This is a genomic window from Falsiroseomonas frigidaquae (genome assembly GCF_012163145.1).
Lineage (GTDB): Bacteria > Pseudomonadota > Alphaproteobacteria > Acetobacterales > Acetobacteraceae > Falsiroseomonas > Falsiroseomonas frigidaquae.
In genome coordinates, this window is sequence record NZ_JAAVTX010000002.1 from 641,263 (window position 1) to 661,817 (window position 20,555).

Annotated in this window: 18 protein-coding genes; 5 read left to right on the forward strand and 13 right to left on the reverse strand. The window is 69.4% G+C overall.

Features of this window, described 5'->3' with window-relative positions; all coding sequences use genetic code 11:
• Positions 1-30 precede the first annotated feature (30 nt).
• From puhE to bchF, 13 genes are read right to left on the reverse strand one after another with little or no spacing between them, the layout of a single operon-like run.
• Entirely contained in the window at positions 31-825 is a 795-nt protein-coding gene (puhE, locus tag HB662_RS07455; RefSeq protein WP_168048751.1) for a putative photosynthetic complex assembly protein PuhE, read from the reverse strand.
• A gap of 4 nt (positions 826-829) precedes the next feature.
• Entirely contained in the window at positions 830-1,951 is a 1,122-nt protein-coding gene (acsF, locus tag HB662_RS07460) for a magnesium-protoporphyrin IX monomethyl ester (oxidative) cyclase (protein WP_168048753.1), read from the reverse strand.
• Entirely contained in the window at positions 1,939-2,268 is a 330-nt protein-coding gene (locus HB662_RS07465) for a hypothetical protein (RefSeq protein WP_168048755.1), read from the reverse strand. Before HB662_RS07465 ends, acsF begins: the two co-directional genes overlap by 13 nt.
• 5 nt (positions 2,269-2,273) lie before the next feature.
• Complete coding sequence (puhC, locus tag HB662_RS07470; RefSeq protein ID WP_168048757.1) at positions 2,274-2,720, reverse strand: photosynthetic complex assembly protein PuhC; 447 nt, start codon at positions 2,718-2,720, stop codon at positions 2,274-2,276.
• Positions 2,721-2,737: 17 nt separating this feature from the next.
• Positions 2,738-3,403: a photosynthetic complex putative assembly protein PuhB gene (gene puhB / locus HB662_RS07475; RefSeq protein WP_168048759.1), complete on the reverse strand. Its 666-nt coding sequence runs from the start codon at positions 3,401-3,403 to the stop codon at positions 2,738-2,740.
• Positions 3,400-4,176, reverse strand: a complete 777-nt coding sequence (gene puhA / locus HB662_RS07480) for a photosynthetic reaction center subunit H (RefSeq protein WP_168048761.1) — start codon at positions 4,174-4,176, stop codon at positions 3,400-3,402. The genes puhB and puhA overlap by 4 nt, the downstream gene beginning before the upstream one ends.
• A 24-nt stretch (positions 4,177-4,200) precedes the next feature.
• Positions 4,201-5,631 (reverse strand): PucC family protein, encoded by a 1,431-nt coding sequence (locus tag HB662_RS07485; protein WP_168048763.1) that lies wholly within the window; start codon positions 5,629-5,631, stop codon positions 4,201-4,203.
• On the reverse strand, positions 5,628-6,329 hold the full coding sequence (bchM, locus tag HB662_RS07490) for a magnesium protoporphyrin IX methyltransferase (RefSeq protein ID WP_168048765.1): 702 nt from the start codon (positions 6,327-6,329) through the stop codon (positions 5,628-5,630). The genes HB662_RS07485 and bchM overlap by 4 nt, the downstream gene beginning before the upstream one ends.
• A gap of 1 nt (position 6,330) precedes the next feature.
• Positions 6,331-7,233: a ferredoxin:protochlorophyllide reductase (ATP-dependent) iron-sulfur ATP-binding protein gene (gene bchL, locus HB662_RS07495; RefSeq protein ID WP_168048767.1), complete on the reverse strand. Its 903-nt coding sequence runs from the start codon at positions 7,231-7,233 to the stop codon at positions 6,331-6,333.
• Positions 7,230-10,829 (reverse strand): magnesium chelatase subunit H, encoded by a 3,600-nt coding sequence (locus tag HB662_RS07500; protein ID WP_245185487.1) that lies wholly within the window; start codon positions 10,827-10,829, stop codon positions 7,230-7,232. The genes bchL and HB662_RS07500 overlap by 4 nt, the downstream gene beginning before the upstream one ends.
• Positions 10,830-10,874: 45 nt before the next feature.
• A complete protein-coding gene (gene bchB, locus HB662_RS07505) occupies positions 10,875-12,461 on the reverse strand; it encodes a ferredoxin:protochlorophyllide reductase (ATP-dependent) subunit B (RefSeq protein WP_168048771.1) in 1,587 nt (528 codons plus the stop codon).
• Between the two features lie 4 nt (positions 12,462-12,465).
• Positions 12,466-13,743, reverse strand: coding sequence for a ferredoxin:protochlorophyllide reductase (ATP-dependent) subunit N (locus tag HB662_RS07510; protein ID WP_168048773.1), 1,278 nt, complete (start codon positions 13,741-13,743; stop codon positions 12,466-12,468).
• A complete protein-coding gene (bchF, locus tag HB662_RS07515; RefSeq protein ID WP_342449461.1) occupies positions 13,740-14,285 on the reverse strand; it encodes a 2-vinyl bacteriochlorophyllide hydratase in 546 nt (181 codons plus the stop codon). Before bchF ends, HB662_RS07510 begins: the two co-directional genes overlap by 4 nt.
• 540 nt (positions 14,286-14,825) lie before the next feature.
• On the opposite strand from bchF, the gene HB662_RS29075 reads away from it, so the two are divergent.
• The 5 genes from HB662_RS29075 to HB662_RS07540 all read left to right on the forward strand — a co-directional run bounded on the left by HB662_RS29075 (position 14,826) and on the right by HB662_RS07540 (position 20,553).
• The gene (locus tag HB662_RS29075) at positions 14,826-15,566 is read left to right on the forward strand and encodes a cobalamin-dependent protein (protein ID WP_168048777.1); all 741 of its coding nucleotides are present in this window, start codon (positions 14,826-14,828) and stop codon (positions 15,564-15,566) included.
• 98 nt (positions 15,567-15,664) lie between these two features.
• Positions 15,665-17,092 carry a transcriptional regulator PpsR gene (ppsR, locus tag HB662_RS07525; protein ID WP_168048779.1) on the forward strand — a complete coding sequence of 476 codons (1,428 nt, stop codon included), beginning with the start codon at positions 15,665-15,667 and terminating at the stop codon, positions 17,090-17,092.
• Positions 17,076-17,996: a chlorophyll synthase ChlG gene (gene chlG / locus HB662_RS07530; protein ID WP_342449462.1), complete on the forward strand. Its 921-nt coding sequence runs from the start codon at positions 17,076-17,078 to the stop codon at positions 17,994-17,996. The genes ppsR and chlG overlap by 17 nt, the downstream gene beginning before the upstream one ends.
• Positions 17,993-19,324 carry a BCD family MFS transporter gene (locus tag HB662_RS07535; protein WP_168048781.1) on the forward strand — a complete coding sequence of 444 codons (1,332 nt, stop codon included), beginning with the start codon at positions 17,993-17,995 and terminating at the stop codon, positions 19,322-19,324. The genes chlG and HB662_RS07535 overlap by 4 nt, the downstream gene beginning before the upstream one ends.
• Positions 19,321-20,553, forward strand: a complete 1,233-nt coding sequence (locus HB662_RS07540; RefSeq protein WP_168048783.1) for a geranylgeranyl diphosphate reductase — start codon at positions 19,321-19,323, stop codon at positions 20,551-20,553. Before HB662_RS07535 ends, HB662_RS07540 begins: the two co-directional genes overlap by 4 nt.
• Positions 20,554-20,555 lie beyond the last annotated feature (2 nt).

Consider the following 20,555-nt stretch of genomic DNA (forward strand, 5'->3'; position numbering starts at 1 on the left):
GTGTTGCATGGTGCGTTGGCTCGCACCCTATCATGTCACCGAGGCCGGCGCAGGCACCGGCCTTTCCTTGCGCGAGGCGAGGCCCCAGCGCCAGAGCGCATCGGCCGGCACCGGCATCACCATGAAGATATGCTCGACCAGGCCGAGTGCGACCAGCGTGGCGAGCAGGGAGAACCCCGCCACCTGATGCGGCGTTGCATCCACCGCGATCGCCTGCTGCACCAGCAGGACGCAGGCCAGAATCCCGGCGGCAACGGAAGCCGGGAACAGCGCATTCATCCGGCGGCGCCGGAAGAAGCTCTCCAGGTAGCGCAGATGCTCCGGCAGGAAGGCCTCCGCCAGGTTCCGCACGCCGAGATACACGTTCAGCTTGGCGGATTGCCGCATGATCCAGAAGGCGAGGAAGGTCCACAGCCCGATGCGGTTCGGTGCGCCCCAGGTCGCCAGCGCGATGCAGGCGGCGCCTCCGATGATCGCCAGTTCATGCCACAGCACCGTCGCCAGCGCCGCCCGCAGGCGCACCCAGCCGGTGGCGCCCGGAGGACAGGCGGTGCGCCGGGGTCCGGTGACCAGGCCGGTGAGGAAGGCGGTCTCGATCCAGGCCCAGACCAGCAGGCCGCAGAAGAAGCCGAGATAGGCGCCGCCGGTCGTCGTGTCCCAGGCCGTCGCATGCAGCCCTGCGAGAGCGGCCAGCAGCAGGGTGGTGGCGCCGAGCATAGTCCACCGGAACGTCTCCCGCCGCAGCCCGTCCAGGTACAGGATGACGCCCGTGCTGAACCACCAGATGAACAGGGTGAACAGCGCGGGCAGCCCATGCTCGGCCATGATGCTACCAGGCCGGCGAGAGGCGCGGATCGGCCGGCAATGCCTGGCGCCGCGGCGGCAGGAAGTACAGCCGCGCGAAATTGGCCGCCGCGGCAATGGACAGTCCGGCGCGCTTCACCCCGCCGACCACGCCGCCCTGCGCCTTGGCCGCCGCGATGCCATCGCCGATCTTCCGCAGCCGCTCCAGCCCACGCAGGAAGCTCGGATTGTCCACATCCAGCGTCGCCGGGAAGACCTGGCGGCAGATCTCCTCCGTGATGCGGAAGACCTTCATGTCGTAATCCGTCGGCGTCATGCCGAGCGCCTTGTGGAATTCCGGCCGCGCATGGTCGCGCACATACATGGTGGCGAAGACCGCGAGCTGGAAGAACCGCACCCAGTAGACATTGGCGCCCGACAGAAGATGCGGATTGGCGCGCATCAGCAGGGCGAAGGCCTCGCCATGCCGGAACTCGTCATTGCACCAGTTCTCGAACCACTTGAAGATCGGGTGGAAGCGCAACTCCGGATGCCGCTCGAATTGCCGGAAGATGGTGATGTAGCGGGCGTAGCCGATCTTCTCGCTCAGATAGGTGGCGTAGAAGATGAACTTCGGCTGGAAGTAGTGGTACTTCTTTGCCTTGGTCAGGAAGCCGAGGTCGACGCCGACGCCGACATCCTTCAGCGCATCGTTGATGAATCCCGCATGCCGGCTTTCATCGCGCGCCATCACACCGAAGATGTCCTTCATGTCCGGGTTGGTCACGCGCTTGCGGATTTCCGCATACAGCACGCAGCCGGAGAATTCGGCGGTGACGGAGCTCACCAGGAATTCCAGCAATTCCTTCTGCAGCGGCTCCGGCAACGCCTTGATGTCGAAGGCGTCGAATTCGGCGGTTCGCGTGAAATGCCCCTTGTTCGGGTCGGCGTGGAATTCCGCCATCATCGCATCCCACTGCGCTCGCACGGGCTCGATGCTGATGCGGTCCATCGCATCGAAGTCCGTGGTGTAGAAGCGCGGTGAGAGCACCGTTTCCGTCAATGCCATCTTGGTGGCGATGCCATCGGCATCCGGGCGCCCACCCGGCGTCAATCCAGGCGCCGCGGCTTCGCCCACGGCCGGCCCATCGAGAATCAGGCGTTCCATGCGACGGCCTCCTTCGGCTCGAAACCGCAGTGGTACAATTCGGTCAGTTCGAAGATCGCGACCCATTGGGTCCAGAAGCGCGTCAGCGGCCCGGCGCGCAGCACCGTTGCCCGCGTCTCGAAGGTCATCCGCTCGCCGAACGCCACATGGTCCGGCGTGCCATGCACGATGACCTGGTCGCCGGGGCGCAGGAACACGCCTTCCGGCACGGCGTAGGCATGGAAGCTATCCGCCGTTCGCTCGATATCCACCATGCAGGGCACTTCGAGGGTTTCACCACCGAAGATCGCCCGGCCCACTCCCCAGCGGCCGTTCATCCTGGTTACTCCTTGGTTGACAGCAAACGCACGAACGCCCCTGCATTGGTCTGGCCGAACCCGGTCAGATCCAGTCTTCGCCCGGTGGCCTGGTCTTCCAGCGTGATCTGGCCAGTCTGCCATGCCGTAAGGCGAAACGGTATCGCGGAACCGATGTCCTCGCGCCGCCTTTCGCGCACCAGGCCACGCACCGTGCCGCGGACGAAACCGCCCTCGCCCGGCTGCAGCACGGCCACCTGCCGGCCGTCACGGGAATCGGTGATGACCACGCCGCCGTCGGCGCGATCGGCGAAGAACAGATCCCGCTGCGCGAGCGCCACCGGCACCACGCCGTCCCGCGCGCTCGGCAGGAAGGGCGAGGCCAGTACCAGCGCCAGCGTGCCCGCGATCATCGTGCCGCAGATCAGCGCCGGGCGCCGCAGGATCGGGTTGGTCTCGATGGTCTGCGACATCGCCATTCCTCCCCTGTTCAGGCCATCGCTTCGGCGTGACCCGGCTTGCGTGCCTCGCTGGCGGAAGCCATCGCCGGCACGGGCACCGAGGCCGCGGCTGCCAGGGCGCGGGCCAGCACCTGCGCCGCCACATCCGCATCCTTCAGCGCCCGCAACATGGGTTCGGGTTGGGAAATGCGGAAGGGCCGGATATGCGGCCAAAGCGCCAGCCAGGAGACACGGTGCGGCTTCGCCAGGCTCACCACCAGGTCGCCGGTGCCATCCGCATGCTTCGCCACGCCGGCCCGATCGATCAGCACGAAGGGGATGTTGATGGTCATCGGCAGCGCCACGCCGACGCGCATGACGATGCGTCGCGTGGTGATGGTGTACAGGCTGGTGCGCGCCGACAACCCGGCGAACAGCAGCAGCAGCGAAACAGGAACGGCGCCGATCACCACCAGCAGCAGCGACTCCGCCAGTGCCTCCATCGCGCCCGCGCCATTCGCGGTCAGGTCGGCGCCACGCAGCACGGCGAGCAGGACGAAGTAGATGGCGATGCCGCGCACGAACAGCGCCCGCCGCGCAATGCCGCGCCATTCGGGCGCCCCCTGCCACAGGATGCTCTCGCCCTGCGGCAGCGGGCCGGGCAGGCCGGGGATCGGTTCCCCGTCATGCTCCGCGATGTCGGGGTGCCGGCTCATACCAGCGCCTCGCTGCGTTCGGGCGTCGCGTAGAAGTGCCCGCCGCCGAAATACGCCGCGACCTTGTCCTCCTCCAGCAGCGTGACCTGCTCCGGCTGCGCGATTCCCGGCGCCATGGCGAGCTGCGCGGCGGTGACCGAGATAACGCGCACGGTGCCGGCGGAATTGATGGTGGCGAGGAACATCGGCACCAGCACGCGCCGCGCGGCGCCGGCGGCCTCCACTTCCAGGTAGCGCAGGATCATCTCGGACCGGTCGACCCAGAGATCCACCACCACGCCGGCGATCCTGCCGTCCAGCGTCACCACCGGCTTGCCGCGCGGGTCCGGGTCCGTCTCGCCGATGGTGAAGCCGGGCGCGGCGCGCAGCGGCACGATCTTCGGCAGTTCGTCGTCGAAGGTAAGGTCGGGCACATCGGCGCGTTCCGCATAGGCGGCCGGACCGATGCCGTCCTGCATCGCGTCGCCCGTCGGAATCAGCGGCGCGCCGGGATAGCCATCGGCCGGCACCACCAGGCCCGTGAGGTCCCGTTCACGCCGGTTCAGCAGATGCGGATCGACATGCTTCAGCTTGAACACCTTCGGCCGCGGCACGCCGGGAAAGCCTTCGATCGGCACGCGCAGCGGATGGCTCGGCCGGTCCGAGATCAGCGGATAGCCCTCCCGCTTGCCCTCGCGATGCAGCCACAGGCACAGCACGAAGAAGAAGGCGAAGAAGGCATAGAGCAGCCCCGCCGCCAGATCCATCTGAACGAATTGGTGTGCGCCGGGCATTGTTGGCCTCCGCTTTCCTGGTGGTCAGATCTGCGCCGCGCCGGCCAGGCTGGCCGCGGGGCGTGTTTGAGGAACGCCGCCCTTGCGGACCAGCGGCCCGACAACGGCGAGGGTGATGAACAGCAGCGCGATCTCGATCAGGTAGATGCTGACATAGCCGGTGGCCGCCTGCGCCAGGCCCTCGCCCAGCGCACCGGCCTGCGCCATGGCGGAGACCACATCCCGCAGCACGCCGCCCAGTGCGATCGCGCTGCCCGCCGCCGTGGCCTGCACCGCGCCCCAGACGCCGAGCGCCAGCCCCGCCTGTTCCGGCGGCGCCGCGCGCATGCAGGCGGTCAGCGTTGCGTGCCCGAACAGCCCCGCGCCGAAGCCGATCAGCGCCACGCCGCCGGCGAACAGGGCCCCACTGCCGACGGCGCCGGAGAAGATGATCAGCGTGAAGCCGCCGATGCCGAACAACCCACCCAGCGCCGCCACCTGGTGCGGGTCCGCTCCCTGCCCCAGCCGCCGCGCGGCCCGCAGGAAGCCAAGCACCGACCCGCCGGCGAGCAGCGCCGACAGCGCCGTGGTCGCGCCCACCGGCAGGCCGAGGATCTGCCCGCCATAGGGCTCCAGCAGCACGTCCTGCATGGCGAAGCCCGCCGTGCCCAGCCCCGCGCCCAGCAGGCGCCGGTTCCACGGGCCGGAGCGGCGCAGCGCGCGAAAGGCCTCGAAGAAGGTCGGCTCACGTTCGCCGGTCCGTGCGGTGCGGGTCGGGTCGCGCGCTTCCTGCTGCCAGGCGGCCACCAGGTTCAGCACCAGCGTCAACGCCGCCGCGCCCTGCACCACCTGGATCAGCCGCAACTGCGAGAAATCCGCCAGCAGCGCGCCGAAGACCAGGGCCGAGAGCACCATGCCCACCAGCTGCATCGCGGACAGCATCGCCACCACATTCGGCTGCTGGTCGCGCGGCGTCAGGTCCGTGGCCAAGGCGAGGCCCACCGTCTGCACCATGTGCATGCCGAACCCGGTCATCAGGAAGGCGATGGCCGCGGCCAGCTGCCCGGCCCAGGGCTCCGCCCAGGTGTCGCCGGACAGCACCAGCAGTGCGAAGGGCATCATCGCCAGGCCGCCGAACTGGATGATGGTGCCGAGCCACAGATAGGGCACGCGGCGCCAGCCGAGCACCGATTTGTAGGTGTCCGATTTGAAGCCGATCAGCGCGCGCAGCGGCGCGAAGACCAGCGGCAGCGCCACCATGGTGGCGACCAGCCAGGCCGGCACGTGCAACTCCACGATCATCACGCGGTTCAGCGTGCCGACCAGCAGCACCGCCGCCATCCCGCAGGAGATCTGGAACAATGACAGCCGCAGCAGCCGCGCCATCGGCAGGCGTTCCGACGTGGCGCTGGCGAAGGGCAGCAGATGCGGCCCCACGCCCTGCCACATCCGGATGATCCTGCCGGGGCGCTTCATCGCCGCACGAGCTCCAGCGCCTGAGAGGTGTAGAAGCCGCTCGCCACGCGATGCGTCCGCACCGGATGCCAGCCCGCCATCGCCGGATCGCCGGAAACCAGCCGCCGCAGCCTGGCCTCCGCCACCGGCACGATGGCCGGCGAGCGATCGCCGCGCGGCACCAGGCGGCCGACGGTGAGGAAGGCCATCAGGAAGGCGCTGCGCGGGGCGAAGGTGAACAGGATGCTGCGGTCGGTGCGCGCCGAAAGCCCGGCCAGCGCGCGCAATACATCGGCGGGCTTGTAATGGATCAGGCAATCCATGCCGACCACGTGATCGAAGCGCCCGAAGGCGGGGTCCAGCATGTCACCGACATGGAAGCTGACGGAGCCAGCGCCGTGCTGCCCGGCGGCCCGTTCCTGCCCCAGCGCGACCAGCGTGGGGGAGATGTCGACGGCCACCACCTCCGCCCCGCGTCGCGCGGCTTCCACGGCCAGCGCGCCGGTGCCGCAGCCGGCATCCAGTACCCGCTTGCCGCGCAGATCCGGCGGCAACCAGGACAGCAGCTTCGCACGCATCGCATCGCGCCCGGCCCGCACCGTGGCGCGGATGCCGCTGACCGGCGCGTCGGAGGTCAGGCGTTCCCAGGCCTTGGCCGCGGTGCGGTCAAAATAGGTCTCCAATTCGCCGCGGCGGGTGGCGTAGCTGGCGGTGGGCATCTCAGTCATACCCCAGCAGGTCGAAGATCTCGCGGTCCTTCAGCGGCGTCGCATCCAGCGGCGTGACGCCGGCCAGCAGGCCGGCGGCCAGGCGCAGATATTCGTTGCAGACGCCCTCCACCTCCGGCGATTGCTCCATGTCGAACAGCGTCGCCTTCTTGAGGCGGGAGCGGCGGATCACGTCGAGGTCCGGCAGATGCGCCAGCATCTTCATGCCCGTCGCGTCGTTGTATTTCTGGATCTGGTCCGTGTCCTTGGACCGGTTGACGATGACGCCACCCAGTCGCACGCCGTAATTCGCCGACTTCGCCTTGATGGCGGCGACGATGCGGTTCATCGCGAAGATGCTGTCGAAATCATTCGCCGCGACGATCACGCCGCGATCCGCATGCAGCAGCGGCGCCGCGAAACCGCCACACACCACGTCGCCGAGCACGTCGAAGATGACGATGTCGGTATCCTCCAGCAGGTGATGCTCCTTCAGCAGCTTCACCGTCTGGCCCACCACATAGCCGCCGCAGCCCGTGCCGGCAGGCGGGCCGCCGGCCTCCACGCACATCACGCCATGGCGGCCTTCCACCACGAAATCCTCGGCGCGGAGTTCCTCAGAATGGAAGCCCACGCCGTCCAGCACGTCGATCACCGTCGGGATCATCCGGCCGGTCAGGGTGAAGGTGCTGTCGTGCTTCGGATCGCAGCCGATCTGCAGCACGCGCTTTCCTAATTTTGCGAAGGCCACGGACAGGTTGGACGACGTCGTGCTCTTGCCGATGCCCCCCTTGCCGTAAATCGCAAACACCTTGGCACCGTCGATCTTCAGCGGGTCGTGCATATGCACCTGCACGCTGCCATCGCCATCGCCGATCAGGCGCTCATCCGGCCGCGGTCGCACGATCACGGTCATGCCGCCATCTCCTCGGTAATGCCTTCGAGCCGGTCTTCCAGTTCCTCACCCGCGCGCCGCAATGCGGCGAGGGTTTCGGCATCCGGCTGCCAGTAGCTGCGCTCCTGCGCTTCGATCAGCCGGTTGGCGATCTTCGCGGAAGCGGTGGGATTCAGCGCGGCGAGCCGCGCGCGCATGGCGGGGTCGAGCATGTAGGTCTCGGCCAGGTTCTGGTAGATCCAGGGCGCCACCTGGCCGGTGGTGGCGGACCAGCCCATGGTGTTGGTGACCTGCGCCTCGATCTGACGCACGCCCTCATAGCCATGCGCCAGCAGCGGCTCGAACCATTTGGGATTCAGCGCCCGGGTCCGCGTCTCCAGCGCCACCTGTTCCGCGACGCTGCGGATGGTGCCCTCGCCGCGGGTCTGGTCGCCGATATAGACGGCGGCTTCCCGGCCTCCGCGCGCGCGCCGTACCGCGCGGCTCATGCCGCCGAGCGTGTCGAAATACTGGTCGATGGTGGTGAGCCCCACCTCGACGCTGTCGAGGTTCTGGTAGGTGACATCTACCGAGCCCAGAAGCTGCGTCAGCACCTTGTCCTGGCGCGCCGCCTTGCCATCCACGCCATAGGCAAAACCCTTGCGCTTCACATAGGCCTCGGCCAGCTCGTCCTCATCCGTCCACAGCCCGGCATCGAGGATCTGGTTGACGTTGGTGCCATAGGCGCCATCCGCATTGCCGAAGACGCGCAGGGCAGCCTGCGCCATCTCCCCGCCATGCTGCGCGATATGCGCCAGGGCGTGCTTGCGGATGAAGTTCTGCTCAATCGGCTCCTCGGCATTTGCCGCCAGCAGCGCGGCCTCCGCCAGCAGCTTCGTCTGCAGCGGCAGCAGGTCACGAAAAATGCCGGAGAGGGTGACCATCACGTCGATGCGCGGGCGGCCCAGCACCTCCAGCGGCACCAGCTTCGCGCCGGTCAGGCGGCCGTAGCTATCATGCCGCGGCTCGGCACCCATCAACCACAACGCCTGGGCGATCGGGCCGCCCTCGGTCTTCAGATTGTCCGTCCCCCACAGCACGATCGCGACCGTCTCCGGCAGCCCCTTTGCATCGGCGGCATGTCGCGCCAGCAGCCTTTCCGCCTGCCGCGCGCCATCCTTCACCGCGAAGGCGGAGGGGATCTTGAAGGGGTCGAAGCCGTGCAGGTTGCGCCCCGTCGGCAGCACATCCGTGGTGCGCAGCAGGTCGCCACCCGGGGCGGGGCGGGTATAGCCGCCATCCAGCGCGTGCAGGATCGCGGGCAGCTCATGCTCCGTCGCCAGCAGCGCATCCAGCCGGGCGAGTTCGGCGGCATCGGTGACGCCGGCCGCCTCCAGCATCTCCTTCCGCTGCGCCGCATCCGGCACCTCGCCCACCACATGCAGCCCGTGCGGGATCAGCGTGTATTCCAGCTCCAGAAGCTGGTTGCCGAGGCGCTGGATGACGCCTGGCGCCTCCACCGCGCTCCAGGCCGGCGTTGCCGGGGCGAGGTCCACCGCCGCCGCCTGCGCCTGCACCAGCTCGGCCAGCGCGGCGCGCACGCCGGCATCGGCATCCGGCTCCAGCGCGCGCCAGCGATCCAGCGTCGCCTTCAAATCGAGCAGCCCGCGATACAGCCCGGCGCTGGTCACCGGCGGCGTCAGGTAGCTGATCAGCGTGGCCCCCGCGCGCCGCTTCGCCAGCATGCCTTCCGACGGGTTGTTGGAGGCATAGAGATACAGGTTCGGCAAATCGCCGATCAGCCGGTCCGGCCAGCACTCGGCGGAAAGCCCCGCCTGCTTGCCGGGCATGAATTCCAGCGCGCCATGCGTGCCGAAATGCAGCACGGCATGGGCGCCGAAATCCTCGCGGATCCAGCGATAGAAGGCGCTGAAGGCATGCGTCGGCGCGAAGCCGCGCTCGAACAGCAGCCGCATCGGGTCACCCTCATAGCCGAAGCCGGGCTGCACGCCGATGAAGACATTGCCGAACTGCGCGCCCAGCACGAAGATGCTCGCGCCATCCGATTGTGCGCGGCCCGGTGCGGGGCCCCATGTGCGCTCGATCTCCGCCAGATGCCGCTCGCGCCGCACATGGTCATCCGCCGGGATGCGCGCCGCGACATTCGCCACCGCACCGTAGCGCTGGGCATTGCCGTTGATGATGGCGTCGCGCAGCGCATCCACGCTGGCCGGCATCTCCACCGTGTAGCCCGCCTGCTGCATCGCCCGCAGCGTGTTGAACAGCGACTGGAAGACGGAGAGGTAGGCGGCGGTGCCGGTATTGCCGGCATTGGGCGGGAAGTTGAACACCACGGCCGCCACACGCCGTTCCGCCCGCGCCGAGCGCCGCAGCGCAACCAGGCGCGCGACCCGATCCGCAAGCGTCCTGGCCCGCTCGGTGTAGGAGACCATGTCGCGGCCGCCTGGCGAGCCATCCGCTGCATCGCCGCTGCGGCCACCGAAGGTCATCGGCAGGATGCCGCCATCCAGTTCCGGGATCGCGACCATCATGGTGGCTTCCACCGGCAGAAGACCGCGCGGATCCGCCTCCCACTGCCGCATCGTCTGGAATTCCAGCGGATGCGCGGAGATGTAGGGCACATCCAGCGCCGCCAGCGTTTCCTCCGCCGCGCGGGCATCATTGTAGGCGGGGCCACCGACCAGCGAGAAGCCGGTGAGCGAGACCACCGCATCCACCGTGGCCACGCCATCGCGCTTGAAGAAGGCCTCGATGGCCGGGCGATTGTCCAGGCCGCTGGCGAAGGCGGGCACCACGTTCAGCCCATGCGCCTCCAGCGCCGCGATCACGCCGTCATAATGCGCGGCATTGGCGGCCAGCACATAGGACCGCATGATCAGCAGCCCGACGGTGCCCTTGCCGCCGCGCGCCGGAAGCTGGGACACGCGGTCCGTCACCTGGCCGGGGATGCACGGGTGGTACAGACCGACCTCCGGGTATTCCACCGGCGGCGCCACCTTCAGCGTGCCCACCAGCACCTGGCGCGGCCCGGCGGCGTAGCGGTTCACCAGCAGCCGCACCAGGTTCGCCAGATTGGCCTGGCTGCCGGCCAGCCAGTATTGCAGGGCCAGGAAATACACCCGCACATCCTGCGCGGTGCCGGGGATGAAGCGCAGCAGCTTCGGCAGTTCCCGCAGCATCTTCATCTGGCCCTTGCCGGATGAGGCCGCGCCTTTCTTGCTGCCGCGCAGGCGCTTCAGCAAGCCCATCACGCCCTTCGCCTCGGCGCCCATGTCGAAGCGGCCGAGCCGGGTCAGCTTCATCACCTCGCCGGCGGACAGGCAGCACACCATGGCATCGCAGGCATCGCGCCGTGCGCGCAGTGCCGGCAGCACCAGGTTGATGTGGTCTTCCAGGAACAGCATGGTCGCGATGACGATGTCGCCGCGCGCGATATCCGTGTGGCAGGCGGCCAGCGCCTCCGCATCCGTGCCCCATTCATCGGCCGCATGCACCGAGAGTTCGAGGTCGGGAACATCGCGGCGCAGCACGTCGCGCGCCTGCATCATCGCGCCGGCCAGGTGGCTGTCCATGGTGACCACGACAACCCGCATCGTGGTGGCAGCACGCCAATTCATACCCTCAGGCATCCGGCCCTCCGGTGCGGCGGCGAGAGAGATATCTCACCGCGAAAAATGCGCCTTCGCGTCGTAGAGCGTCTCGATGGTGATGGTCCCGATGCCACGCTCCTGCGCGAATCGCTCGGTGTTGCGCCGGGCCTTGCCGCGGACGAAGAAGGGGATCTTCTTCAGCTCCTTCTCCGCATCGGAACCCCAGGCGAGCAAAGGGGCGCCCGCGGCGGAGTGGGGAGTCTCCGCCGCGGGCACGGGCATGGGCTGCGCGGCGGGCGCTGCCTCTCTGCCCGACTGTGACGGCGTGCCGTGGCCAAGGTGGCTGGGCTGCACGCCGTCGTTGAACTCGAAATCCTCGCGGAACATGCCGAGCAGATGTTCCTCCAGCCCCATCATCAGGGGGTGAACCCAGGTATCGAACAGCACATTCGCGCCTTCGAGACCCATCTGCGGCGAATGCCGCGCCGGGAAGTCCTGAACATGCACCGGTGCCGAGATTACCGCACAGGGCACGCCGAGGCGCTTGGCCACGTGGCGTTCCATCTGCGTGCCCAGCACCAGTTCCGGCTGCAGCGCCGCGATCTGCGCCTCGACCTCCAGGTAGTCGTCGGTGATCAGCGCTTCCACGCCATGCAGCGCGGCGGCGGCGCGCACCTCGCGGCCGAATTCGCGCGAATAGCTGCCGAGGCCCACCACGGTGAAGCCCAGCTCCTTCTCCGCCACCCGCGCCGCGGCGATGGCATGCGTCGCATCACCGAAGATGAAGACGCGCTTGCCGGTCAGGTAGGTGCTGTCGACGGAGCGCGAATACCACGGCAGGCGCAGCGTGCCCTCCGCCGTCGTCGCCGGCACGCCGGCCAGCTTCGCGACTTCCTGCACGAAGTCCCGCGTCGCGCCGACACCGATCGGCACCACCGTGGTGCAGGGCTGGCCGAAGCTGCGGCGCAGCCAGGCCGCGGCCTGGCCGGCGACTTCCGGGTAGAGCACCACGTTGAAGTCGGCCTCGCCCAGCGTGGCGAGATCGGCCGGCGTCGCGCCCATCGGTGCGATCACATGCGTCTCGATACCGAGCGCCGCCAGCAGCCGCTCCACCTCCGGCACGTCATCGCGATGCCGGAAGCCGAGCGCAGTAGGACCGAGGATGTTGCAGCGGGGAACGGCGTTCTTCGTGCGCAGCGTGCCGGGCTTCGGCACATGCGGCCCGGCGCAGGCGCGGACCAGTTGATAAAAAGTCTCGGACGCGCCCCAGTTCTCCTTGCGCTGATAGGCGGGCAGTTCCAGCGGCACCACCGGGATCGGCAGGCCCAGCGTCTTCGCCAACCCGCCCGGATCGTCCTGGATCAGTTCCGCCGTGCAGCTCGCACCCACCAGCATCGCCTGCGGCCTGAAGCGCTCATAGACATCCAGCACCGCCTCGCGAAACAGGTTCGCCGTGTCACCGCCCAGGTCGCGCGCCTGGAAGGTGGTGTAGGTGACGGGCGGGCGCTTGGCGCGGCGCTCGATCATGGTGAACAGCAGATCGGCGTAGGTATCGCCCTGCGGCGCGTGCAGCACGTAGTGCACGCCTTCCATCGCGGTGGCGACGCGCATCGCGCCGATATGGGGTGGGCCTTCATAGGTCCAGAGTGCGAGCTGCATCGTGCTACACCGTCAGCTTCGCGTGGCGCAGCAGCGGCCGCGCGAAGAGCTCGGCCAGGTCCGCCGCCTGGTCGTAGCCCTGGATCGGCGTGAAGACGAGCTCGATGGACCACTTCGTCGTCAGCCCCTCCGCCTCCAGCGGATTGGCGAGACCCAGGCCGCAGACGGTGAGGTCCGGCCGAAGCGCGCGGCAGCGATCCAGCTGCCGGTCCACATGCTGGCCCTCGGACAGCGTCGCCGTTTCCGGCAGCAGCGCCAGCTCCTCCGCCAAGTGCTGGCGGTGCAGATAGGGCGTGCCGACTTCGGTCAGGCGCATGCCGAGTTCGCGCGACAGGAAGCGCGCCAGCGGGATTTCCAGCTGGCTGTCCGGAAAGAAGAAGATGCTGCGGCCATCGAGCCTTTGGCGAATGCGCGCCAGCGCCGCGGTGGCGCGCGCGGCGGCACTGCCGGTGGCTTCCGCGATGCGTACCGGCGCGGTGCCCCACACTTCGGCGGCTGCGGTCAGCCAGGCAGTGGTGCCTTCCACGCCCAGCGGAAAGGGCGCCGCGATGCGCGTCGCACCGCGTGCTTCCAATGCGCGGGCCGTGTCGCCCAGGAAGGGCTGCGCCAGCAGGAAGCGCGTTCCGGGCCCCACCGGCGGCAGCTCCGTCGCACGGCGCGATGGCAGGAAGCGCACCGGCCCCACGCCCAGCGCCGCAAAAAGCCGGAGAAACTGGTCCTCCACCACCTCGGCCAGCGCGCCCACCACCAGCAGCGATCGCGCCGCGCCGGGCTCCGCCGGCATTTCCGGCACGAGGGAGGCGAGGCAGGCATCCTCGCCCTGGGTGAAGGTGGTCTCGATGCCGCTGCCCGAGTAGTTCAGCACGCGCACCTGCGGCAGGAAGCGCTGCGACAGGCGCTGCGCGGCGCGGGAGAGATCGAGCTTGATGACCTCGCTGGGGCAGGAGCCGACGAGGAACAGCATGCGGATATCCGGCCGCCGCTCCAGCAGCCGCGTCACCACGCGATCCAGCTCCGCATTGCAATCGGCGAGGCCCGCGAGATCCCGCTCATCGATGATGGCGGTGGCGAAGCGCGGTTCCGCGAAGATCATCACGCCGGCGGCGGATTGCAGCAGATGCGCGCAGGTGCGGCTGCCGACCACCAGGAAGAACGCGTCCTGGATCTTGCGGTGCAGCCAGACGATGCCGGTCAGCCCGCAGAACACCTCGCGCTGGCCGCGCTCCCGCAGCACGGGCGCATCGGCGCAGCCAGGCTGGGGCAGGGCGGCCGCGGCGGTCATGCTGCCACGCCGCGGGAATTGGTGCGGGCTTCGTCCAGCCGCGCCGCGCGCAGCTTCATCAGGAACTGCGCGGCGTTGACGAGGTAGGCGGCATAGGCGGCGAGTGCCAGCAGCATCTGCCCCTGGCCGTCGCCGAAGCCGGTGAAGACCGCGACCAGGTAGGCGCTGTGCAGCGCCAGCACCAGCATGCTGAAGACGTCTTCCCAGAAGAAGGCCGGGGCGAACAGCCAGCGGCCGAAGACCACCTTCTCCCACACGCAGCCGGTCAGCATGATGGTGTAGAGCAGCGCCGTCTTCACCACGACCGATGCGGTGGCCACCGCCAGGCCATTCCCGGTGGCCAGGAAGTTCAGCACCAGGCCGAGGCTGACCAGGAACACCGCGAACTGGATCGGCGCCAGAACCCCCTGCACCAGGGTCCAGGGCGAGGCATCGCGCCGCCGCCGTTCCTCGGGCGTATAGAGCGGCCGCCGGGCGGCAATCGCCTCCCGGTTGTGGCGGACGGCGCGGCCTGACGTGGCGCCCCAAGGCGACGCGTCCAAGGCGTCAAGCAGTCCGGACAACCCGTTCATTGTAAGCATGGCTTGACAACCCTCCGTCAAAGGCGGTCCGCTGTCCGCAGACGGCTGCCGTGGCCCCTGGCCGGCAGCCCGCGATGGGGGGAAAAGGCGAGAAAACCGCGTATGTTGGCCAGTTGGGCCGCCTTCCCGCGCATCGTTTTCTCTCCCCGCACCGTGCTTGTTCAGGGAGGCTAGAGGCCCCGCCTTCGCAGTGTCAAGGACGATTGACGTAAATCGCGGTTGACATGACGGAGCGGCGGCATTCAAGTAGAACAACCGGAGGGGGCGATGTCCGCGAAGCCAATGATGGCAGCACAGCACAGGGCGGAAACCGCCGGCCAATCGCAGGAAGCAGGGTCCGCCCCGCATTCCGGCCCGAGCCGGGACGCCGCCGGCCGTGAACTGATCGGCAGCGACAGGTGGGCGCCCCCGGCCAGCCCCCGCGCGCCCCCAGCCCGGATCAGGCCCGCGAACGCCGAGCGCCGGCGCGTCGCCCTTCTGGCCCGCACGCTGGAGACGGAGGTGATCCCCCGTCTCGTGCTGTCCCGGCGCGAAGCCAATACGCCCGCCTATATCGACAGCCCCGGCGCCAGCATGCCGCAGCCGGAGGATGTCTCCGTCGTCGCCGGCCTCGCCCTGCAGGGCGATCTCGGCGGGGCGCTTGCCTATGTCGGCGGCCTCACAGCGCGCGGCATGCCGCTGGAACGGATCTACCTGTACCTGCTGGCCCCGGTGGCCCGACGTCTCGGCGAGATGTGGGAACAGGACCGCTGCGACTTCACCGCAGTGACCATCGGCCTGTGCTGCCTGCAGCAGGTGGTGCTGGAGAACAGCCCGGCCTTCCAGCCGCGCCTCGGCCGCGGCGATGTCGAACGCCGGGTGCTGCTGGCGCCGGTGCCGGGGGAACAGCACAGCTTCGGCCTTCTCATGGTCGGCGAGTTCTTCCGCCGCCAGGGGTGGGAAGTGTCCTCCGGCACCGGCACCACGTCGAAGGAACTGGCTGCGGTGGTGCGGCGGCAATGGTTCGCCGCCATCGGCTTCTCACTGGCCTGCGAGGATCGCCTGGAGATCCTGGCCACCACCATCCGGGCGGTGCGACGCGCCTCCCGCAACCCGCAGATCGGGGTGCTCGTCGGCGGACGGGTGTTCAACGATCGGCCGGAACTGGCCGCCCTGGTGGGCGCGGATGCGACGGCGGCGGATGGACAACAGGCGGCGCTGAAGGCGGAGACCCTTCTGGCGCTGCTGATGCGGGAGGCTTAAGCCGGGGCACCCCCCCGGCTGCATACGAATGACGAAGTGTGAACGCTCAGGAGGCTCGGCTGGGGAGGGGACCCTCGGGATGAAGGACGCAGTGGTTCGTGAAATCGTTCGCTACCCCCAGGATCTCGCTCGGCCCACTCGATGCGGATGCAGCCGCCGGGCTGATCGCCGCTGCCGCGGATGTCTCGCTCGTGCTTGACCAGGCCGGCATCATCCGTGACCTCGCCTTCAGCCATGAGGATCTGGCCCGGGAATTCGACGGTCCGGACAGCTGGCTCGGCCGCGCCTGGAGCGAGACCGTGGCGAAGGACAGCCGCGCCAAGGTGGAGGCTATGCTGGCCCGGGACCCGCTGAAGGACCCCGCGAGGGACACGGCGCGCTGGCGCCATATCAATCAGTTGACCACGCGCGGCGCCTCGATCCCGCTGCTGTGTTCCGTGGCGCCGCTCGGCCAGGCCGGGCGGCATGTGGTGTTCGGCCGGGATCTGCGGCCGCTGTCGCAATTGCAACAGCGCATGGTCGAGGTGCAGCAATCCATGGAGCGGGACTATTCCCGCCTGCGCCAGGCGGAAACCCGCTACCGCCTGCTGTTCCAGATGGCGATGGACCCGGTGCTGATCCTGGACGCCGACCAGCAGCGCATCATGGAGGCCAATCCGGCGGCGCAGCGCCTGTTCGGCCGCAACGCAAGGCGCACCCCGAGCCGCACATTGGCCGAGGTGTTCGAGCCGGGCGACCGCCTCGCGGTGCAGACCCTGCTCGCCAACGTCCGCAGCGCCGGCCGGGCGGATGACGTGACCGCGCATCTGGCCGAAAGCGGCGAGGCGGTGGTGGTCTCCGCCTCCACCTTCCGGCAGGAGGCGGGGCTGCTGTTCCTGGTCCGGCTTTCCGCGCCGGCCCAGGGCGGCGCGGCGCTGCCCGACTCCCAGGCCAAGATGCTGAAGGTGGTGCAGGTGGCGCCCGATGGCTTCGTGGTGACCGATGCCAGCGCCCAGGTGCTGACCGCCAACGCCGCCTTCCTCGACATGGCGCAGCTGACGCAGGAGGACCAGGCGCGCGGCGAGCCGCTGGACCGCTGGATCGGCCGCCAGGGCGTGGAGCTGGAGGTGCTGCTGACCAACCTCCGCAACCGCGGCGCCGTGCGGCTTTATGCCACCACGCTGCATGGCGCGCTGGGCGGGCAGGTGGAGGTGGAGATCTCCGCCGTCTCCGTCATGAATGGCGGGCAGGCCTGCTTCGGCTTCCAGATCCGTGACATCGGCGCGCGGTCCCGCCCCGCCGCGCGGGCGGCGGATGGCGCGACACGGTCGGTGGAACAGCTGACGGAGCTGATCGGCCGCGTGCCGCTGAAGGATCTGGTGCGGGAGGCGACGGACGCGATCGAGCGGCTGTGCATCGAGGCGGCGCTGGAGCTGACCGGCGACAACCGCGCCTCGGCGGCGGAGATGCTGGGGCTGTCGCGGCAGAGCCTCTACGTGAAGCTGCGGCGCTACGGCCTCGGCGATCTCGATGAGCAGCAGGGGTAGCGGCATGGCGAACCCGGCGACCAGCATCGGCCTTCCCACCCCTCGGCTGCAGCCGGCGGCGGTGCTGGAGCTGTTGAAGCCGGTCACTTGGTTCCCGCCGATGTGGGCCTTCGGCTGCGGCGTCGCCGCCTCCGGCGCCGATCTGCTGGACAACGCACCGCGGATCGCGCTCGGCGTGCTGCTCACGGGCCCCATGGTCTGCGGCATGAGCCAGGCGGTGAATGACTGGTTCGACCGCCATGTGGATGCGATCAACGAGCCGGGGCGGCCGATCCCCTCGGGCCGCATTCCGGGGATGTGGGGGCTTTACGTCGCCATCCTCTGGACCCTGGCCTCGCTGGCCATCGGCGCGGCGCTCGGGCCCTGGGGGTTCGCCGCCACGGTGCTGGCGGTGGTCATGGCCTGGATCTATTCGGCCCCGCCGCTGCGGCTGAAGCAGAATGGCTGGTGGGGGAATCTCGCCTGCGGCCTGTCCTATGAGACGCTGCCCTGGGTCACCGCGGTCGCCGTGCTGTCCGCCGGCGCGCCGGATGCGCGGGTGGTGGCCGTCGCCCTGCTCTATGGCCTCGGCGCGCATGGCATCATGACGCTGAACGACTTCAAGTCGATCGAGGGCGATACGCGCTTCGGCCTGCGGTCCCTGCCCGTCATCCTCGGCGCGCCGCGCGCCGCGCGCGTGGCCTGCCTGTTCATGGCGGCGCCGCAGGCGGTGGTGGTGGGGCTGCTGGCGCTGTGGGGGCTGCCGGTGGCGGCCCTGCTGGTTGCCGCGTCGCTGCTGGCGCAGATCGGGCTGATGCGGAAACTGCTGCGCGACCCGCGCGGGCTGGCGCCCTGGTACAATGGCACCGGCATCACCCTGTATGTCGCGGGCATGATGGCCGCGGCGGTGGCGCTCGCCCCATGAACGCAACCCTGCCCCCCCTCGGCTGGCTTGGCATCGTGCGGCTCGGCCTGGTGCAGACGGCCCTCGGCGCGGTGGTGGTGCTGACGACGGCGGCGCTGAACCGGGTGATGGTGGTGGAACACGCGCTGCCCGCCACCCTGCCCGGCCTGCTGGTGGCGCTGCATTACGCGGTGCAGATGCTGCGGCCGCGCCTCGGCCATGGCTCGGACCAGGGTGGGCGGCGCACGCCCTGGATCATCGGCGGCATGGCGGTGCTCGGCCTGGGCGGCGTGCTGGGGGCGGTGGCCGTGGCCTGGATGGGCACGGCGCTGGTGCCCGGCATCGCGCTGGCGGTGCTGGCCTTCCTGCTGGTCGGCATCGGCGTCGGCGCGGCCGGCACCTCGCTTCTCGTGCTGCTGGCGGCGCGGGTCGCGCCGGCGCGGCGGCCGGCGGCGGCCTCCCTCGTCTGGATCATGATGATCGCGGGCTTCGTGCTGACCACGGCCATCTCCGGCCGGCTGCTGGACCCCTATTCGGCGCCGCGGCTGGTGGCGGTCTCGGCCGGCGTCTCCCTCCTCGCCTTCCTGCTGGCGCTGGTCGCGGTGGCGGGGATCGAGGGGCCGTCCCGCGCCGCGCCGCCCGCCGCCGCCCGCACCGCCTTCGGCCCCGCGCTGCGCGAAGTCTGGGCGGAGCCGGTGGCGCGGCATTTCAGCATCTTCGTCTTCGTCTCCATGCTGGCCTACAGCGCCCAGGACCTGATCCTGGAGCCCTTCGCCGGCACCGTCTTCGGCATGTCGCTCGGCGAGACCACGCAGCTCTCCTCCGTCCAGCATGGCGGGGTGCTGGCGGGGATGATCCTGATCGCCATCGTCGGCAGCCTCTCGGGCGGGCGGGTCGCGGTGCTGCGGGGCTGGATCCTGGGCGGCTGCCTTGCGGCCTGCGCGCTGCTGGTGGCGCTGGCCGGGGCCGGCATGGCGGGGGCGACCTTCCCGCTGCGCGAAAGCTTCTTCGTCCTCGGCCTGGCCAATGGCGCCTTCGCCGCCGCCGCCATCGCCGCGATGATGCAACTCGTCTCCCAGGGGGCGGAGGGGCGGCAGGGCGTGCGGATGGGGATGTTCGGCGCGGCCCAGGCCATCGCCTTCGGCGCCGGCGGGCTGGCCGGCACGGTGGTGCTGGATCTCGGCCGGCTGCTGACCGGCAGCGCGGAGGGTGGCTACGTCACGGTATTCCTGGCCGATGCGGGGCTGTTCCTCGCCGCGGCGATGCTGGCGCTGCGCATCGGGCGCGCGCCAGGGCAACGGGCCGGCGCGGGCAACGTCCCGCCGCTGATGGGGAGGCAACAGGCATGAGCCAGGGGATGGAGGAATTCGACGTCGTCGTGGTCGGCGGCGGTCCCGCCGGCGCCACCGCGGCGCATGACCTGGCCCGCCTGGGCCGCAGCGTGGCGCTGCTGGACAAGGCCGGGCGCATCAAGCCCTGCGGCGGCGCCATCCCGCCCCGGCTGATCCGAGATTTCGAGATTCCGGACCACATGCTGGTCGCCAAGGTCAATGCCGCGCGGATGATCTCGCCCTCGGACCGGGAGGTCGATATGCCGATCGATGGCGGCTATGTCGGCATGGTCGAACGCGAATCCTTCGACGAATTCCTGCGGGTTCGCGCGGCCGAATCCGGCGCCCTGCGACTGACCGGCAGCTTCGAGCGGATCGAGCATGACACGGATGGCGTCGCCATCGTCGCCTACACGCCGAAGGGTGCCGCGGAGGAGTCCCGCATCCGCGCCCGCTGCATCATCGGCGCCGATGGCGCGCGCAGCGCCGTCGCGAAGCAGTCGGTGAAGGGCGCGGAGAAGATTCCCTGCGTCTTCGCCTACCACGAGATCGTGGAGGCGCCGACGACAGAGGCCCCGAAATACGACGCCAAGCGCTGCGACGTGTTCTACCAGGGCAAGCTCTCGCCGGATTTCTACGCCTGGATCTTCCCGCATGGCGACAAGGTCTCCATCGGCACCGGCTCCGCCCATAAGGGCTTCTCGCTGCGCGGCTCGGTCGGCGAGCTGCGCGCGGCGACCGGGCTGGACAAGGTGGCGACCATCCGCCGCGAAGGCGCGCCGATTCCGCTGAAGCCGCTGAAGCGCTGGGACAATGGCCGTGACGTGGTGCTGGCCGGCGATGCCGCCGGCGTGGTTGCACCTTCCTCCGGCGAGGGCATCTACTACGCCATGCTGTGCGGCCGGCTCGCCGCCGATGCCGCCGCGGAGTTCTGCGCCACCGGCCGCGCAACTGCGCTGGCGACGGCAAGAAAGCGCTTCATGAAGGCGCATGGCCGCGTCTTCCTGATCCTCGGGATCATGCAGTATTTCTGGTACTCGTCGGACAAGCGCCGCGAGAAGTTCGTTGCGATCTGCCAGGACAAGGACGTGCAGCGCCTGACCTGGGAGGCCTACATGAACAAGGAACTCGTGCGGCAGGACCCTTTGACGCACATCAAGATATTCTTGAAGGACATGGCGCATCTTCTGGGCCTCGCGGGGCCACGCCTGGACCGGACTGCCTCGATCTCGCGTGGAGACGCCTGAAC

Coding starts and splice junctions, on each gene's coding strand:
- puhE (WP_168048751.1), bottom strand. CDS start 825: ATGGCCGAGCATGGGCTGCCCGCGCTGTTCACCCTGTTCATCTGGTGG.
- acsF (WP_168048753.1), bottom strand. CDS start 1,951: ATGGAACGCCTGATTCTCGATGGGCCGGCCGTGGGCGAAGCCGCGGCG.
- HB662_RS07465 (WP_168048755.1), bottom strand. CDS start 2,268: ATGAACGGCCGCTGGGGAGTGGGCCGGGCGATCTTCGGTGGTGAAACC.
- puhC (WP_168048757.1), bottom strand. CDS start 2,720: ATGTCGCAGACCATCGAGACCAACCCGATCCTGCGGCGCCCGGCGCTG.
- puhB (WP_168048759.1), bottom strand. CDS start 3,403: ATGAGCCGGCACCCCGACATCGCGGAGCATGACGGGGAACCGATCCCC.
- puhA (WP_168048761.1), bottom strand. CDS start 4,176: ATGCCCGGCGCACACCAATTCGTTCAGATGGATCTGGCGGCGGGGCTG.
- HB662_RS07485 (WP_168048763.1), bottom strand. CDS start 5,631: ATGAAGCGCCCCGGCAGGATCATCCGGATGTGGCAGGGCGTGGGGCCG.
- bchM (WP_168048765.1), bottom strand. CDS start 6,329: ATGCCCACCGCCAGCTACGCCACCCGCCGCGGCGAATTGGAGACCTAT.
- bchL (WP_168048767.1), bottom strand. CDS start 7,233: ATGACCGTGATCGTGCGACCGCGGCCGGATGAGCGCCTGATCGGCGAT.
- HB662_RS07500 (WP_245185487.1), bottom strand. CDS start 10,829: ATGAATTGGCGTGCTGCCACCACGATGCGGGTTGTCGTGGTCACCATG.
- bchB (WP_168048771.1), bottom strand. CDS start 12,461: ATGCAGCTCGCACTCTGGACCTATGAAGGCCCACCCCATATCGGCGCG.
- HB662_RS07510 (WP_168048773.1), bottom strand. CDS start 13,743: ATGACCGCCGCGGCCGCCCTGCCCCAGCCTGGCTGCGCCGATGCGCCC.
- chlG (WP_342449462.1), top strand. CDS start 17,076: ATGAGCAGCAGGGGTAGCGGCATGGCGAACCCGGCGACCAGCATCGGC.
- HB662_RS07535 (WP_168048781.1), top strand. CDS start 17,993: ATGAACGCAACCCTGCCCCCCCTCGGCTGGCTTGGCATCGTGCGGCTC.
- HB662_RS07540 (WP_168048783.1), top strand. CDS start 19,321: ATGAGCCAGGGGATGGAGGAATTCGACGTCGTCGTGGTCGGCGGCGGT.